The sequence below is a fragment of the Haloferax sp. AB510 genome (genome assembly GCF_024136985.1).
Taxonomy (GTDB): Archaea; Halobacteriota; Halobacteria; order Halobacteriales; family Haloferacaceae; genus Haloferax.
Map to the genome: position 1 here is coordinate 1 of NZ_JAMYJY010000030.1, position 16,488 is coordinate 16,488.

Here is a 16,488-nt window from a genome sequence, read left to right on the forward strand (position 1 = left end):
GCCCCGCAGTCGCCGGTGACGCTCCGGAACCGTCGTCATCGGCGGTTACGACGGGCACGGCTCCACGCCGTCGGAAGTGACGGGTCAAGCGACGTGGACCGCGGACCTCGGCGGCCGGCTCGGCACGCCGATGGCGTACCGGAGACCGGCTGGTACGTCGAAAGCGGCAGCGGTCGGCCTGCACGCCGTCGTCGGCGGCTCCGTCGGCGGCATGAACGCCCTCGACTGGGCCGTGCAGTTCCCCGACGACGTGGAACGCCTCGCGGTCGTCGCGTCCGCGGCCCGCCTCGATTCGCAGTGTCTCGGCATCGACGCCGTCGCCCGCCGCGCCATCACCTCGGACCCGAACTGGAACGGCGGCGACTACTACGGCGAGGACCGCCCGTCGCCCGACGCGGGCCTCGGACTCGCCCGCCAACTCGGCCATCTGATGTACCTCTCCAAAGACTCGATGGAGCGCAAGTTCGGCCGGCGCTCCGCGGGTCGCGGCGAGCGCGGCGACGCCTTCCCGTCGGACCCCGCGGCCGCGTTCTTCCCGTACCGCGAGGTCGAGTCCTACCTCGACTACCAGGCCGAGAAGTTCGCCGAGCGCTTCGACGCCAACTCGTACCTGTATCTCACGCGCGCCATGGACGACTTCGACCTCTCGGAAGGCTACGAGTCCGACGCGGCCGCGCTCGCCGCCTTCGAGGGCGAGTCGCTTCTCGTCTCGTTCACCGGCGACTGGCACTTCACGACCGAGCAGTCGGAGTCGCTGGCGGGCGCGTTCCGCCGTGTCGACGCGCCGGTCGCCCACCACGTCGTCGAGTCCGACCACGGCCACGACGCCTTCCTCGTCGAACCCGAGAAGGTCGGGCCGCCGCTCGGCGACTTCGTCGACGAGGGCGTCGCGGGTCGCGCAGTGACCGACACCGTGACCGACGGTGGCGAACCCGACGAGGAGAAGGACTTCGCACCGGTCCACTCCTCGCTGTTCTCGCGCTGAGGTGCGGCCGGTCGCTTCGAGACCCTCCCCTCGATTCTCAGGGGTTTCTTGTCAATTGCTACCGCGTCGCAGAAGCCGGCGGGAATTGCGACCGCCACCGCGCTTTACGCCCGTTCGATTCGACGTTCGAGTATGAGCGACGACGACAGCCCGGGCTTCCACACTCGGAGCCTCCACGCCGGACAGAGCCCCGACTCCGCGACGGGCGCGCGCGCCCCGCCGCTGTACCAGACCACCTCGTACGTCTTCGAGGACGCCGCCGACGCGGCCGCGCAGTTCGCCCTCGAAAAGCCGGGCCACATCTACTCGCGGCTGATGAACCCGACCGTCGGGATGCTCCAAGAGCGTCTCGCCTCGCTCGAAGGCGGCGTGGGCGCGGTCGCGACCTCGTCCGGGATGGCCGCGTTCGACCTCGCGACCTTCCTGCTCGCCTCGGCCGGCGACAACATCGTCTCCGCGTCGTCGCTGTACGGCGGGACCTACACCTACCTCACTCACACCGTCGAGCGCCGCGGCGTCACGACCCGGTTCGTGGACACCCTCGACGTGGACGCCTACGAGGAGGCCATCGACGACGACACCGCGTTCGTCCACCTCGAAACCATCGGCAACCCGGCGCTCGTGACGCCTGACATCGAGGCCATCGCGGAGGTCGCCCACGACCACGGGACGCCGCTGTTCGTGGACAACACGTTCGCCACGCCGTACCTCTGTAACCCCATCGAGCACGGCGCGGACCTCGTCTGGCAGTCCACGACGAAGTGGATTCACGGGGCGGGCACGACCATCGGCGGCATCCTCGTCGACGGCGGCACCTTCCCGTGGGACGAGTACGCCGACGACTACCCCGAAATCGCGAAGCCGAACCCGGCGTACCACGGCGTCAACTTCGACGAGACGTTCGGCCCCGCCGGCTTCACCTACGCAGGTATCGCCCGCGGTCTGCGCGACCTCGGCAACGCCCAGTCGCCGTTCGACGCGTGGCAGACGCTCGAAAAGCTCGAATCGCTCCCGCTTCGGATGCGCGCGCACTGCGAGAACGCCCAGACCGTTGCGGAGTTCTTAGACGACCACGAGAAGGTGTCGTGGGTGAACTACCCCGGCCTTGAATCCCACGAGACCCACGAGGAGGCCTCGAAATATCTGGACGGCGGCTACGGCGGCATGATTACCTTCGGCCTCACCGACGGCTACGAGGCCGCCAAGGGTACCGTCAACAACGTCGAACTCGCGTCGCTCCTCGCCAACGTCGGCGACGCGAAGACGCTCGTCATCCACCCAGCGTCCACGACGCACCAGCAACTCACCGAGGACGAACAGGCCGCCGCGGGCGTCACGCCCGACATGGTCCGCCTGTCGGTCGGTATCGAGGACGTCGACGACATCATCGACGACCTCGACCAGGCCATTCGCACCGCGTCGAACTGAGCGCGCTCGCCGCGGACGGGTCGGTTCCGGCCGCCGCGTCGGCGTCGGTGTCAGCAGGATGGTCGGCCACCGACCGCCGTCCCTTTTATTCCCGCGTCAGTAGGTGACTGCGTGGTAGAAGCACTCCTCTTCGTCGGTCTCCTGGTGGCAGTGTTCGTCGGGTTCAACATCGGCGGCTCGTCCACGGGGGTCGCCTTCGGTCCCGCGGTCGGGAGCGGTGTGCTCGGGAAACTCGCCGCTGCGGCCCTGATGACGGGGTTCGCGCTCCTCGGCGGGTGGACGCTCGGGAGAGAGGTCGTCGCCAAGATGGGCGGCGAAATCGTCCCGCAAAGCGAGTTCACGCTCGCGGCGAGCGTCGCCGTCCTCTTCTTTGTCGGCCTCGCGCTGTTGGTCTCTAACACCTTCGGCGTCCCCGCCTCCACGTCGATGACGGCGGTCGGGGCCATCGCGGGCCTCGGCCTCGCCAACGGGTCGCTCGATTCCGGCGTGATGCTCGAAATCATCTCGTGGTGGATCGTCGCGCCCGTCATCGCCTTCTGGATCTGTGCGGTCATCGGGCGGTACATCTACCCGTATCTCGACGCGTGGCTCAAACTCGACCAGAGCCCCGGTGCGCTCGTCACGCTCGATCGCGACGGCGGCATCCCGCGGCTGCGACTCGGGCCGAACACGACGTACCGCGAGTTCGGGAGCACCATCCTCGTCGTCGTCGTCGCCTGTTACATGGCGTTCTCCGCGGGCGCGTCGAACGTCGCCAACGCGGTCGCCCCGCTCGTCGGCAACGGCGCGCTCGAGATGAACACGGGCATCCTCGTCGCCGGCGGCGCCATCGGCCTCGGCGCGTTCACCATCGCCCGTCGGACGCTCGACACCGTCGGCAACGACCTCACGCAGTTGCCCATCCTCGCGGCGCTCATCGTCGAGACCGTGAGCGCGTCGCTCATCTCCTTCCTGTCGGCCATCGGTATCCCCGCCAGCCTCGCCGTGAGCGCGACGATGTGCATCGTCGGCCTCGGCTGGGGACGGGCGACCCGAACCGTCACGCTCGGCGAGGCCCTGAGCGGCGGGGAGGCCCCGCAGGTATCGGTCAACGCGCTCACCGTCGAGCGCGAGGACGAGGTGCCGAAGATGGGCGAGGAAGCCCCCGACGAACTCTCCGCGCAGGACCTGTTCGACCCCGGCACGACCGGGCGAGTCATCTTCTTCTGGATGCTCACGCCCTCGCTTTCGGCCATCGCATCGTACGCGCTGTTCTCCGCTGGCGTTATCTGAAGCGTTCAATCGCCGCGTCTGTTAATCCAGAACTATCACGGTCAACAATGTAACAAACGGGCGGTCGCCGCCGCGGCGCGGGTCGAATTCGGCGCACGGAACAGCAAAGTCTAATGGGGTGGCCTTCGAATCCTCTGTCGATGCCCACGGTAACCTACCTCAACTACGAAGTTCTCGACGACAACGGCTGGGACCTCGACGACGACGACCTCTTCGAACAGGCCGCCGACGCCGGTCTCGACGCCGAAGACTACGGTGAGATGGAAGTTAATCAGGGCGAGTACATCCTCGAAGCCGCAGAGGCGCAGGGCTACGACTGGCCCTTCAGCTGCCGCGCAGGTGCCTGTGCGAACTGTGCGTCCATCCTGAAGGAGGGCGAAATCGAGATGGACATGCAGCAGATTCTCTCCGACGAGGAAGTCAACGACAAGAACGTCCGTCTCACCTGCATCGGTTCGCCGGTCGAGGACGAGGTCAAGATCGTCTACAACGCGAAGCACCTCGACTACCTGCAGAACCGCGTCATCTAAGGCGCTCATCCGAACATTTCTTTCGACGCACCGGCCCGTGACCGGTAGGTGCGCCGTTTTCTCTCCCGCCCGAGCCGAGCGGCCGATAGCGATTTGTCCCGCCGACCGGTCGCTCCAGCCGTGTCGAGAGTCACGACCGTCGTCCGAAAACTCCGCCCCGACGACTCGCTCCCGAGCGAAGCGACCGAACTCGGTCGACTCGGGCTCTTTCTCGCCTGTCTCACGGTTACGAGCGCTGTCAGCTACTGGGCCGCGCTCAGACTCCTCGGCGTCCCGGTGGCGGGTACGCTCGCGTCGCCGAACGTCGCCGGCCTCGCGGTCCCGACGCTCGTCTACGCGCGCTATCGCGGTGTCCCGCCGTCGTTCGGGCTTCCCGAGCGCGCCCGCCTCGCCGACGCGGCGGCGACGGTTCTCGCTCCCGCGTTCGCCGTCGTCGCCACGAGCGTTCTCTTCGCAGCCGGGTTCGACGCCTCGCTCGCCGCGCTTTTCGGGTGGACGTACCACCCCGAGGCGTCGGTCGTGACGGCGGCAGTTCAGGCCGCCGAAGACGTGGTGCTCACCGGGGTCGGGTTCGGTCTCCTCGTCGCGGTCGCGTTCGACCTCGCCTCGTCGCGGGTCGGTCTCGCGCCCGCTCGCGCGGCCGCAGCGACGACCGCGCTCGCGACGTTCTTTCACTCGGTGCTTCGGGACGCCGCGTTCACGCTCGTCGTCTTCCCGAAGCCGTGGCGTGTCACTATTCTCGGCCTTCTCCTCGTCGCGACGGTCTGCGGCTGTGTCGCGGTCGGCGTGACGTACCGAAGTGCAGTCGAGCGGTCGCTTCGACCCCTCTCGCGCCCGGCGCTCGCCCCCGTGTTCGCCTTCGGACTGCTCGGCTTGGTCGCGTTCGGCACCGTCTTCGACGACGTTCCCGGCGGCGTCAAGCACGTCCTGTGGGTGCTCGCGTTCGGATTCGCCGCCTTCGGCTACCACCGCTCGAAATCAGTGTGGGTTCCCGTGGCCGCGATGGCGCTGTTTTCGCTTTCGATTCGGCTCGTCGGCTTCGTCGAACTCGCGTTGTTCTGACCCGTCGCCGGGGTCGGTTTCAGGATTGATACCCGTCCCGAACACCTAACTCCCCCTGCCCCAAGTCTGCGGGTATGTTCGGTATCGGTACGCTCCCCGACCTCCTGCGGTTGGTGGTGCTCCCCGTCCTCGCGTGGACCGCGGTCCGCGACGTTCGCACGCGTCGCGTCCCCAACGTCGTCTGGTATCCGCTCGCGGCGCTGGGCGTCGTCCTGCTCGCGTGGGAACTGGTCGGCCACCTCCCGCCCGAGACGGTGCTCGACCGGCTCTATCTGATTCGCGTCGCCGTGAGCATCTGTTTCGTCGTCCCGCTTTCGTACCTGTTCTGGCGGCTCGGCGGCTTCGGCGGCGCGGACGCGAAGGCGCTCATGGTGTTCGCCGTCCTGCTCCCGACGTTCCCCAGTTACACCCTCGCCGGAACGGAGTTCCCGCTCGCCGCCACCCGCCTCGGCGTCTTCTCGATGACGATTCTCACGAACACGGTCATCGTCGGCCTCGCGTACCCGCTGTTCCTCGCCGCCCGGAACCTCGCCGACGGCGAGTTCGAGTTCCCCATCTCGTTCGTCGGCCGCCGCGTCTCCGTCGCGTCGCTCTCGACTGCCCACGGCCGCCTGTTCGAGTCGCCCGAGGGAATCACGCGGAACGGCCTCGACCTCGACGCGCTCCGGATGTACCTCCGCTGGCGCGGCCTCACGCTCGCGGACCTGCGTTCGGACCCGGACGCCCTCCGCGACCCCGACAGCATCGGCGAGACGTTCGACCCGACCGACGGCGCGGTCCACCGCGCGGCCACCGACGGCGGCGTCTCGACTGACCTCGGCGACGACGAGACCGTGGACGCCGGAGGTGACGCCTCCGGAGACCCCGCCGAAGCCGACGCGGACGCGTCGTTCGACGACCCGTGGGGCGCGGCCCGGTTCCTCGACAGCATCGAGGGCACCGCCTACGGCACCTCGCCGGAGAAGCTCCGCGGCGGACTGGAACTCGTGACGACTCGCGAGTCGGTGTGGATCTCGCCGGGCATCCCGTTTCTCGTTCCCATGTTCGTCGGCCTCGTCGTCGCGTTCGTCTACGGCGACATCCTCTTCGGCGTCCTCGGCGCGCTCGGTATCGTCTGAGTTCCTGCGGAGAGTCGGTGTCGAGCGCCGTCCGCGCGGCGACGCACAAGAGATAACCCCCACGACCGCGTGGCCCGAATCATGACCGTCGATGTCGACTTCGGCGAGGACGGACTCGTCCCCGCCGTGGCGCAGGACGCCGACTCCGGAGAGGTGCTCATGCTGGCGTACGTCTCGCCCGAGGCGCTCGACCGAACCGTCGAGACGGGCCGGGCGCACTACTACTCGCGGAGCCGCGACGAACTCTGGGAGAAGGGCGCGTCCAGCGGCCACACACAGGAGATTCGGGAGGTCCGCGTCGACTGCGACGCCGACACCCTGCTGTACCTCGTCGACCAGAACGTCGGGGCGTGCCACACCGGCCACCGGTCGTGTTTCTACCGCACCGTCGAGGGCGAGAACGTCGGCGAGCGCGTCTTCGACCCCGACGCGGTCTACGACGACGAGTGACCGATGCGAGCCGACCGATGACGGGCGCGACTGACACGATGACCACGGCCGCCGGCACGCCGACCGGCCGATGACCACAGTCGCGGGCCGATGCTGAGCGTCAATCCGATTTCGCTGGTCGCCATCGTCGTGGGCCTGAGCTGTTTCGCCCTCGGCGGCCGACTGCTCAAGAGCGCCGCCGCCGCCCGCCGGGTCGCCCGCTCGGACGACCCTGAGTTCGTTCTCGACCCGACCCGCGAGGACCCGCCGGACGACGAACTCGACGGCGACGACCTCGAACGCGGCTTCATGCTGTTGGTGTTCGGGGCGCTGGCGCTCCTGTTCGCGGCGATTAGCCTGTGAGCGGCGGAGAACTTAGCGTCGAACCGCTACGAATCTAGTGTCCGCGCCATGACGACGGCCGGGTACGTCTCGTCGCCGACCTCGGTCTCGATTTTCTCGACGACTTCGAAGCCGCTCGCCTGATAGAACCCTCTGGCGGCGGTGTTTTCGGCGAACGTTTCGAGGACGAGCCGGTCGTGTCGCTCGGGCACTTCGGCGATGACTGCATCGAGTAGGGCCGTGCCGATACCTTCACCCCACCGTGAAGGGTCGACGTACAACAGCCACAACCCGGCATCGTCGTCGCCGACGAAGGTCTTCGCTTCGTCTCCCCACCGGACTGCGGCGAACCCGACGACAGCCTCTGCTTCGACGGTCTCGGTGCCGGAAGTTGGTTCGCATTTGTCGGGAGCGACTGCGAGGGCGTACCGTCCGGTATCGGCGTCCACGAGCGAGTTCGCGTAGTCGAGTCGTCCGCGGAGAGACTCCTCGGCCGGTGCGTCGGGACTCGGGTCGGGAAGCACATTCTCGGGAAGGATGTGGTCGTACGCTTCGACCCAACACCGCGCGTTCACCCGCTGTACGCCGCGGGCTTCTTCGAGCGACCGCGGTGGCCTGACCACGATTTCGGGAGTCATACCTCCGACTCTCGTCCCGTTCGAAAAAAGCGTTATTCGGACCGATTACAGCGTCGCGACCGCGCTTCGGAGCGCGTCGGCGGCGTCCTCGGCGAGTTCGGTCGCGCGCTCCTCGGAGCGACCTTCGGCGTAGACGCGGACTTTCGGCTCGGTCCCGGAGGGGCGGACGAGCACCCACGCGTCGCCGTAGTCGAGGCGGTAGCCGTCGGTCGTGTTCGGGGTCGCGTCGGCCGATTCGGCGTAGTCGGCCGCGGCGTTGAGCATCGCCGTCAGCTCGGATTCCTCGTCGTATTCGAGGTTGATGCGGACGTTGTAGTAGTCCTCGTAGGGCGCGACGAGTTCGCTCGGCGGGCGCTCGGCGACGAGTTCGAGGAACTTCGCCGCGATGTACGCGCCGTCGCGGACGAGGCGGTAGTTCGGGTAGAACACGCCTCCGTTGCCTTCGCCGGCGACGGGGACGTTCTGCCCCTCGCGCCAGAGTTCGCGGATGCGGGTGATGAGGTTCGTCGCGCCGATGGGCGTGAGTTCGAGTTCGGCACCGACCTCCTCGCACACGTCGACGAGGCGCTGGGAGACGTTTACTGCGGAGACGGTCGCGTCACCCGGTTCGAGGGCGGCGGCCGCGAGAGCGGCCAGCGACGCCTCGCCGGAGATGGACTCGCCGTGCTCGTTCACGAAGACGGCCCGGTCGGCGTCGCCGTCGTGGGCGATTCCCACGTCGGCGTCGGTCGCGCGGACGAGGCGTTCGAGGTCGCGGAGGTTCTCGGGGACCGGTTCGGACTGGCGACCGGGGAAGTGCCCGTCGGGTTGGGCGTTGACCGTGCGGACCTCACAGCCGAGTTCGCGGAGGAAGTCGGGCGTGACGAGCGAGCCGGCACCGTGGCCGGGGTCGAGCGCGACGGTGAGGTTCGCATCGGCGATTTTCTCGCGGTCGACGCTGGCGAGGAGGTCCTCGCGGTAGTCGTCGTTCGCCGTCTCGACGCGCCGGGTCTTGCCGACCGCGTCCCACTCGGCCACGTCGAACTCCTCGGCGAGGATGTGGTCTTCGATGCGCTCTAACTCCTCGACGGCGAGTTCGACGCCGTCGTCGCCGACGAGTTTGACGCCGTTGAACTCCGGGGGGTTGTGCGAGGCCGTGATGACGACGCCCGGAACGCCTTGGTTCTCGCAGTACCGGACCGCGGCGGGGGTGGGAACGACGCCGAGGTCGTCCACGTCGACGCCGACGCTCGCCAGCCCGGACTCGGCGGCGTTGACGAACATCTCGCCCGTGGTTCGGGTGTCGCGTGCGATGGCGACTCGGTCTGCGTTCCAGACCGTGCCGGCGGCCTTCGCGACGCGGAGGACGAACTCCGGGGTGAGGCTCTCACCCACCACGCCGCGGGTACCGCTGGAACCGAAGAGTTTCATTGAGTGTGTGTGCACCCCGGCGCGACAAAGCCGTTCCGAACTGTTGGTTCGCTCGTTACGTTCCTCGGTGAACTCGGGTCGCCGTATCCGGTGCGTTTACGCACGTCGCTCGCCCACGGTGGCGTATGTTCCCGGAGTTCGAAGTCGTCCCCGCAGTCGACATGCAAGACGGCGAAGTCGTCCAACTCGTGCAGGGCGAACGCGGCACCGAGAAGACCTACGGCGACCCGGTCGAGGCCGCCCGCCGCTGGGTCGACGCCGGCGCGGAGACGCTGCACCTCGTCGACCTCGACGGCGCGTTCGAGGGCGAGCGGAAGAACGCCCCGGCGGTCGACGCCGTCCTCGACGCGGTCGACGTGCCGCTCCAACTCGGCGGTGGCATCCGCACCGCCGACGACGCCCGCGACCTACTGGACCGTGGCGTCGACCGCGTCATCCTCGGCACCGCGGCCGTCGAGAACCCCGACATCGTCGCCGAACTCGCCGACGACTACCCCGACGGCGTGATGGTCAGCCTCGACGCGAAGGACGGCGAGGTCGTCGTCTCCGGGTGGACCGAAGGCACCGGCCTCGACCCCGCCGAGGCGGCCGCCCGGTACGAGGAACTCGGGGCGGCGGCCATCCTCTTCACCGACGTTGACGTGGAAGGGCAACTGGAAGGCGTCCACCTCGAGACGACCTCGGCCGTCGTCGACGCGGTCGACATCCCCGTCGTCGCCTCCGGCGGTGTCGCCTCGCTCGACGACATCCGCGCGCTTCGCGAGGCGGGCGCGGCGGCGACTGTCGTCGGTACCGCGCTCTACGAGGGGCGGTTCACGCTCGAAGAAGCGATGGAGGCGTAGTCGCCGCCGCGCCGAGACGCCACACGGCCACGCGACGCTACGGCGCTACGTGTCGAGGTACGCGAGGATGGCCGCGGCGAGGCTCTCGACGGTCCCGTAGACGCCGACGGCGACGAACAGCGCGCCGATAATCGCGGTCTCGGGACGCGAGGTCGCGAGGAACGGCCCGGCGAGGACGAGCATACTGACCGTCACCACGTCGCGTTTCGGACTGGCAGTCGCTCCGCGCCGCATCAATCGGTCGCCCCTGGACGACTCGATTTCCCCCGAATTGGTCGGTTATCGCCCACTCAGGACGCCTCCGCCGAGAACCGCCGCGCCGACCGCGAGCGTCACAAGCGCGACGCCGAGCGCGACAGCCACCCCGGACCGGGCGGTGAGCAGGAGTCCCCCGACGCAGATGATGTAGCCCACCACCAGCGCTCCCTTTCGCTGCATACCCCACGGTACACGTCCGAAACCATGAACGTCCGTCAGACGTGCGTCTGACGCTGCGGTGGGTTGCGGTCGCCTCCGCACGACGAGAATCCCTATATGCGCGGCCTGCTTCGAACGCGACATGAGCGACGCCGACCGACGCGCGGCCGTCTCCCGCGAGACGTCCGAAACGACTATCGACGTGACGCTGTCTATCGATGGCGACGGCAACGCGGTCGTCGACACCGGTATCGGATTCTTCGACCACATGCTGGAGGCCTTCGCCAAACACGGCCTGTTCGACCTGACCGTCCAGTGCGACGGCGACCTCCACATCGACGACCACCACACCGTCGAGGACGTGGCCATCGTCCTCGGCGAGGCGTTCACCGAGGCGCTCGGCGACAAGCGCGGCATCGTCCGCTACGCCGACCGCAGGGTCCCGCTCGACGAGGCCGTCGCCTCCGTCGTCGTGGACGTGTCGGGCCGCCCCTTCTTCGAGTTCTCGGGCGAGTTCTCCCAGCCGTACGTCGGTGAGTTCACCAGCCACATGGCCGAACACTTCGCGATGTCGCTCGCCATGAACGCCGGCCTCACGCTCCACGCGGGCGTCGAAGGCGACAACGCCCACCACGAGGTCGAGGCGCTGTTCAAGGCGCTCGCACGCTCGCTCGACGACGCGACCCGCGTTGACCCGCGGCGCTCGGACACGCCGAGCACGAAAGGAAAGCTGTAGTCGCCAGTCCGTCCCGTTCTCCCCGACCTCCCGCACTCGACCACTCAGGGCCGCCGGAGCGTCCCCGAGTCGTCGACGAGGAGGCCGCGTTCGACCGCGTAGTCGAAGATGTCGGCGACCTCGTCGTCGTCGAGGTCGTACGCGCCGGACGCCAGCGCCTCGACTTCCGCCCGCTCGACGGGGAACTCGCGGTTCTGGAGGATGCGGATGACCTTCCGGAACTTCGGCGGCTCCTCGCTCCGGTCGGGCGACCCGCCGCCAGTTTGGCGGTCCTCGGCGTCGACCGACTCGGATTCGCTGTCGGCCGGTTCTGTTTCGTCGTCGGCTTCGTCGGCCACCCGGGCGGCACCGTCGGACTCCTCGGCCTCGTCCGCGCCGTCGTCATCCGAGCCGTCTCCTGACTCCTCGTGGTCGTCTGCCTCGTCGGGCGAGTCGTGATTCGCCGGTTCCGGCGGCGTCGGCGCGGGGTCGACCGCGTTCACGTCGACCGAAGCGGCCTCGCCGCCCGACCCGCTCGCGTCCGCTCCGGTGCCGCGGACGCGCCCGTCTCGGCCCGCGCGTCGTCGGGCACGTCCACGTCGGCGTCGACGCCGAGTCGGGAGAGAAGCGGCGCGATGACCTCGCTGAGGGTCTCCTCGCAGTGTTCGCAGAGGACGACGCGGCGCTGGTCGTCGGCCGGGGTCAACTCCGGCGGCAGTACCTCGAACACGCCGACGGCGTCGGTCCCACAGAAGTCGCAGGTGCGTAGCTCGCGCATGCACGACGGGTATCCGCGCCGACGGTTAAACCCACTCCCCGACCGCGGCGTCGGTCGCCTGCCCGCGGCGTCGCCCACGCGACGCCCACGCGACGCCTCCAGTCAGCCGCCGTCGGCGACGTACCACTTAATGCACCCGCCCGCAAATTCCCGGACCAACGAATGTTCGACGAGATTATGGAGAAGTTCGAGGGCAGCCCGAGCCAGCAGGCCGTCATCCGGCTCCTCTTGGAACGGGGTTTTTCCGTCAACGACCAGGGACGGGTCGTCTCGGGCGGCATCGAGATACCGAACACCGGCATCGCCCGCGAGGCCGACGTGGACAGGCGCGTCGTCGACTCGACCACCGACGCCATCCTCGCCGACGAGGAGCTTCGACGAATCTTCCAGAACATCTCGTCGATTCCGAGCCTGATGGACCTCGCGCCGGTGCTCAACCTCTCCGTGCTCACCGTCGAGGTTGCCGACGCCGACGAGCCCGGCATCGTCGCCACCGTCACCTCGAAGCTCGCCGACGCGGGCATCTCGATTCGCCAGACAATAAGCGAGGACCCCGAGTTCACCGACGACCCGAAGCTCTACATCATCACCGACGAGCCGGTTCCCGGCGATCTGCTCAACGACCTGTCGAACCTCGATTTCGTCCGCCGAATTATCATCGCCTGAGCGGACTCGTCTTCCTCCGCGAATATTCTGTCAACGTGGCAATAAGATTCTTGTAACATCGCACGGTAGCTATTCGCATGGTGTCCATGCGCAGTTGCATGTGCTGTGGTGAGCCGATTTCCGAGACGCGCCACCTCTGCGGCGTCTGCATCCAAAACGGGTGTACGTCGTACGCGGACGCCTGCGGTCAGTAGCGCGTCGCTTCCCGTTCGCATCCTCGCACCGTCCGCCGCGCCCACCGCTCCCGTCGCCCCCGCGGGGCCGACGACGCCCCGGTGCGAACGCTTTTCCACGCCGCGACGCCAACTCGGTGGCATGACCGACGCCTATCGAACCGTCGCCGGCCGGGCCGACGCCCGCTTCGAGGTCAACGGCTCGGAGTTCATCGGCTATGTCTCCCCCGCGGAGACGGTCGAGGAGGCGGAGGCGTTCGTCGCCGAAATCGAGGAGCGCCACCCCGACGCCACCCACAACGTCCCCGCTTACCGGGTTCCCGCCGGGTCGGCCTCGTCGTCGGTCCCCGGCGGGGGGAACGTCATGCTCCGCGAGTATCAGAGCGACGACGGCGAGCCGAGCGGCTCGTCGGGAAAACCGGCGCTCAACGTTCTCGTCCAGCAGGACGTGCGCAACGTCGCCGCCGTCGTGACGCGCTACTACGGCGGCACCAACCTCGGCGTCGGCGGCCTCGCCCGCGCGTACTCCCGCGCGGTCAAGGAGGCGCTCGACGCGGCGGGCGTCGTCGAGGAACTCCCCCACGAGCGGTTCACCGCGACCGTCGAGTACGACGACTCGGGGAGCGTTCGCGGGCTGTTAGAAAGCGCGGGCGTCGAGTTCGAGGCCGCCTACGAGGCCGACGTGTCGTTCGAGGTCCGCGTTCCCGTCGAGGACGGGGCGGACCTCCGCGACCGCATCAGAAGCGCGACCAGCGGCCGCGCGGACATCGAGTAGCGCGGCCGCGGGGTTCTTTTCTGTTCAGTCGGTCGGTTCGACTTGTTCTGCGGGAGTCGGTGCGGCCCGTTCACGCGTCTCGCGGCGGTTTTTCACGGCGAGCGCGCCGAACAGCGCGCCACCGACCGCACGCATGGCGAGGTCGACGGCGACCGTGTCAGGGACGGTCCCGACGAGCCCGAGGAAGCTCCCGAGGTCGAACGCGGCGTTCAACAGGAGCATCGGGGCCATGAGCAGGAACGCCGAGAGGGCGAACAGGGCCCGCTCGGTCTGCGACACGCGGCTGTAGAGGTAGCCGATGACGGTCGCGCCGAGTCCGATGACGCCGATGAAGACGCCCGCGACCGGGATGACCACCTCGGGAACGAAGTAGCCGATGTCGGCCACGTCGGCGAACGTGATGACTGCCGCGGCCTCGCCCCGTCCGCGGAGGAGCAGGATTCCGGGCGTCAGGGCGAACGCGAACGGCACGATGGCCTTGTTAAGCGACAGCGAGAACGCCTTCGTCCCGGTCCGGAACGGATTAGACCGGGCAATGCCGGAGGCGGCGTACGCCGCGACCGCCACCGGCGGTGTGATGTCCGCTATCACCCCGAAGTAGAGGATGAACAGGTGGGCCGCGAGCAGCGGGATGTCGGAAGACTGCGCGATGGCCGGCCCGAGCAGCGAGACGAGGATGATGTACGTCACCGTCGTCGGCATCCCCATCCCGAGGATGATGGACGCGATAGCCGTGAACAGGAGTAAGAGGACGATAGAGCCGCCGGCGACCGCCTTGATGAGCGCGGTCAGGTTCGGGCCGAGGCCGGTCGCGCTGACGACGCCGGGGATGATGCCCGCGGCGGCGACGGCGACGACGACCTCGGTCGAGGTGCGCGCGCCGGAGTCCATCGACTTCCCGATGAACGTCACGTAGCGGAAGACGTTCAGGTCCGACAGCGACGGCCGCGAGACCGCGTTGGCGACGTTGTCGGCGGCCTCGTCGACCGCGTCGTCGAACTCCAACAGCGGCGAGTCGAGCGCCGGCCGGACGAGCATCACGACGAGGCTGACGAAGATGGCGATGACGCCGAGGTCGCCCGCGGCGGCGAAGAGCGCGGCGGTCGCGCCGAGCGGTTCGCCGCTTCCGCCCGTGACCGCGTCGATGACGCCGACGCCGGTGGTGACGTAGGAGCCGAGTTGCGCGACGAACGCCGCCGCGATAGCGCCCACGAGGGGGACGCGGGTCCGCTCGCTGTACGCTGCGACGACGGACAGAAGCGCCATGATGGCGATGAGCGTGAACCACGCCGAGCGCGCGACCGTCAGGCGCTCGACCAGCAGGTAGTACATGAGCAACACCAGCGGGATGAGGTAGAACCACCCGCGGGTGAGGTGCTTGCCGAGGTCGACGACCTCGGAGCGGTCGAGGCCGCCGATGCCGGCCCGCGTCGCTTCGAGGTGGACCATCACCCACACGCCGAAGAAGAACACCACGGCGGGGATGGCCGCCGCGATGATGATGTCGGAGAAGGGGACGCCGATGAACTCGATCATGAGGAACGCCGCCGCGCCCATCACCGGCGGGAGAATCTGCCCGCCGGAGGAGGCGGAGGCCTCAACGGCCCCGGCGAACTCAGAGCGGTAGCCCGACCGCTTCATCAGCGGGATGGTGAACGCACCGGTCGTCACCGTGTTGGCGATGGAGGAACCCGAGATAGTTCCCATGAAGCCGGACGCGAGGATGGACGCCTTCGCCGGGCCGCCCTTGCGGGTCCCGGTCGCGGCGTACGCGAGGTCGATGAACCACTGGCCGGCCCCCGACATCTCCAGGAACGCCCCGAACAGGATGAAGATGTAGATGAACTGCACGGAGACGGTGACCGGGATGCCGAAGACGCCGTTTTCGGTGTTGTACCAGAGGTTCTGGATGATGTTTGCCCACGACCCCTCGGGAATGGACAGCACGCCGATCAGCGGCATCGACGGCGAGATGAGGTAACCGAACCTCGCGTAGACGATGAACGAGGCGACGATGACCATCAAGTAGAACCCGAGCGAGCGGCGGGTCGCCTCCAGGACGAGGAGGACGCCGACCGCGCCGAGGAAGAACGGGTAGGACACGTCCGCGAAGGGGAGGACGCCGATGGCCGCGACGACCGCGTCGGCGAGGAAGCCGAGCGGGCCGAGCGTCTCGGACAGCGAGACGAACGGCGCGCCGAGGTACTCGGTGACCGTCCGGCCAGCTTCGAGGCCGAACACGCGGAGCCGCTGAATCTCGGACCACTCGAACACCATGTAGGCCGCCGTGGCGACGGAAAACACGATAAACAGCAGGTCGAGCGGCGTCACGCGCTCGCGGTCCGGGTCGACCGCGAGCCATCGGACGAACCGGCGGATTCCCGCGGCAACGCGAGTGACCGGGTTGTCCTCACCGAGGTTCGACGCGAGGGTCGGAACTACGCGACTGAGTGCCGCAGCGAACCGACCGTGGCCGGTCGTCGCCGGGAAGAGGATGAACGCCAGCACGAGTGCGAAGGCGACGTGAATCGAGTTCACCTGCAGGAGCTGGAGCGAACCGAGCGACACCTCGCCGACGAGCGGTATCGTCGCGGCGAACTCGAAGCCGCGGGCGGCCAGCCACGACTGGAAGACGGAAAACCAGATGGCGACGAACGACGTGAAAATCGCCGCCCACCCCGAGAGCGTCCGCTTCCGGTCGATGCCCTCCAGCATCTCCTGTGCCTCTTCTTCGGATAGTTCTTCGTCGGTACTCGCGGCCTCGCGGTCGTCGTCAGCGGGCGGCTCACCGCCGTCGGTTCGAATCGGCGAGTCGGCCGGTGCCGCGTCGGTCTCCGGAACGGACCGGGAGGCGTCTTCGTCGTCGGGGCCGTCGGATTGGCCCTCGTCGTGTGTTCGGTTCATCGTT

16 protein-coding genes and 2 pseudogenes are annotated in these 16,488 nt (G+C 68.3%); 12 read left to right on the plus strand and 6 right to left on the minus strand.

The genetic code is table 11. From position 1 onward, the window contains the following. Positions 1-172: 172 nt before the first annotated feature. The 8 genes and pseudogenes from NKF06_RS07825 to NKF06_RS07860 all read left to right on the plus strand — a co-directional run. A pseudogene (locus NKF06_RS07825) lies at positions 173-985 on the plus strand (alpha/beta fold hydrolase); the annotation flags it as partial. A 132-nt stretch (positions 986-1,117) separates the two neighbouring features. Further along, a complete protein-coding gene (locus NKF06_RS07830; RefSeq protein WP_253245048.1) occupies positions 1,118-2,413 on the plus strand; it encodes an O-acetylhomoserine aminocarboxypropyltransferase/cysteine synthase family protein in 1,296 nt (431 codons plus the stop codon). 150 nt (positions 2,414-2,563) lie between these two features. After that, positions 2,564-3,685: an inorganic phosphate transporter gene (locus NKF06_RS07835; protein WP_253245067.1), complete on the plus strand. Its 1,122-nt coding sequence runs from the start codon at positions 2,564-2,566 to the stop codon at positions 3,683-3,685. Between the two features lie 140 nt (positions 3,686-3,825). Further along, a complete protein-coding gene (fer, locus tag NKF06_RS07840; protein ID WP_004974109.1) occupies positions 3,826-4,215 on the plus strand; it encodes a ferredoxin Fer in 390 nt (129 codons plus the stop codon). Between the two features lie 120 nt (positions 4,216-4,335). Then, the gene (locus tag NKF06_RS07845; RefSeq protein ID WP_253245049.1) at positions 4,336-5,277 is read left to right on the plus strand and encodes a hypothetical protein; all 942 of its coding nucleotides are present in this window, start codon (positions 4,336-4,338) and stop codon (positions 5,275-5,277) included. Positions 5,278-5,351: 74 nt separating this feature from the next. Further along, complete coding sequence (locus NKF06_RS07850) at positions 5,352-6,395, plus strand: A24 family peptidase (RefSeq protein WP_253245050.1); 1,044 nt, start codon at positions 5,352-5,354, stop codon at positions 6,393-6,395. 81 nt (positions 6,396-6,476) lie between these two features. After that, positions 6,477-6,845, plus strand: a complete 369-nt coding sequence (gene hisI, locus NKF06_RS07855; protein ID WP_004974115.1) for a phosphoribosyl-AMP cyclohydrolase — start codon at positions 6,477-6,479, stop codon at positions 6,843-6,845. A 90-nt stretch (positions 6,846-6,935) separates the two neighbouring features. Continuing rightward, entirely contained in the window at positions 6,936-7,187 is a 252-nt protein-coding gene (locus tag NKF06_RS07860) for a hypothetical protein (RefSeq protein ID WP_058568836.1), read from the plus strand. 26 nt (positions 7,188-7,213) lie between these two features. Here the strand turns inward: NKF06_RS07860 and NKF06_RS07865 are convergent, their stop codons facing one another. Both NKF06_RS07865 and glmM read right to left on the minus strand, forming a co-directional pair. Beyond that, positions 7,214-7,804, minus strand: a complete 591-nt coding sequence (locus tag NKF06_RS07865) for a GNAT family N-acetyltransferase (protein WP_253245051.1) — start codon at positions 7,802-7,804, stop codon at positions 7,214-7,216. A 45-nt stretch (positions 7,805-7,849) separates the two neighbouring features. Then, positions 7,850-9,214: a phosphoglucosamine mutase gene (gene glmM, locus NKF06_RS07870; RefSeq protein WP_253245052.1), complete on the minus strand. Its 1,365-nt coding sequence runs from the start codon at positions 9,212-9,214 to the stop codon at positions 7,850-7,852. 125 nt (positions 9,215-9,339) lie between these two features. On the opposite strand from glmM, the gene hisA reads away from it, so the two are divergent. Then, positions 9,340-10,056 carry a 1-(5-phosphoribosyl)-5-[(5-phosphoribosylamino)methylideneamino]imidazole-4-carboxamide isomerase gene (gene hisA / locus NKF06_RS07875; RefSeq protein WP_058568838.1) on the plus strand — a complete coding sequence of 239 codons (717 nt, stop codon included), beginning with the start codon at positions 9,340-9,342 and terminating at the stop codon, positions 10,054-10,056. A 45-nt stretch (positions 10,057-10,101) separates the two neighbouring features. Here the strand turns inward: hisA and NKF06_RS07880 are convergent, their stop codons facing one another. Together NKF06_RS07880 and NKF06_RS07885 are read right to left on the minus strand one after the other, a co-directional pair. After that, on the minus strand, positions 10,102-10,290 hold the full coding sequence (locus NKF06_RS07880; protein ID WP_253245053.1) for a hypothetical protein: 189 nt from the start codon (positions 10,288-10,290) through the stop codon (positions 10,102-10,104). Between the two features lie 45 nt (positions 10,291-10,335). Then, the gene (locus NKF06_RS07885; RefSeq protein ID WP_253245054.1) at positions 10,336-10,494 is read right to left on the minus strand and encodes a hypothetical protein; all 159 of its coding nucleotides are present in this window, start codon (positions 10,492-10,494) and stop codon (positions 10,336-10,338) included. Positions 10,495-10,615: 121 nt separating this feature from the next. Here NKF06_RS07885 and hisB point away from each other — a divergent pair, with 121 nt between their 5' ends. Further along, positions 10,616-11,209, plus strand: coding sequence for an imidazoleglycerol-phosphate dehydratase HisB (gene hisB, locus NKF06_RS07890; RefSeq protein ID WP_058827425.1), 594 nt, complete (start codon positions 10,616-10,618; stop codon positions 11,207-11,209). Between the two features lie 44 nt (positions 11,210-11,253). On the opposite strand, the pseudogene NKF06_RS07895 reads toward hisB, so the two are convergent. Further along, positions 11,254-11,966: pseudogene (locus NKF06_RS07895) on the minus strand (hypothetical protein). Positions 11,967-12,128: 162 nt separating this feature from the next. Here NKF06_RS07895 and NKF06_RS07900 point away from each other — a divergent pair. Then, entirely contained in the window at positions 12,129-12,632 is a 504-nt protein-coding gene (locus NKF06_RS07900) for an ACT domain-containing protein (protein WP_058827423.1), read from the plus strand. 315 nt (positions 12,633-12,947) lie between these two features. Continuing rightward, the gene (locus tag NKF06_RS07905) at positions 12,948-13,580 is read left to right on the plus strand and encodes a YigZ family protein (RefSeq protein ID WP_058827422.1); all 633 of its coding nucleotides are present in this window, start codon (positions 12,948-12,950) and stop codon (positions 13,578-13,580) included. A gap of 24 nt (positions 13,581-13,604) precedes the next feature. Here NKF06_RS07905 and NKF06_RS07910 read toward each other — a convergent pair whose 3' ends face one another. Next, entirely contained in the window at positions 13,605-16,484 is a 2,880-nt protein-coding gene (locus NKF06_RS07910; RefSeq protein WP_058827421.1) for a TRAP transporter fused permease subunit, read from the minus strand. Between the last annotated feature and the right edge of the window lie 4 nt (positions 16,485-16,488).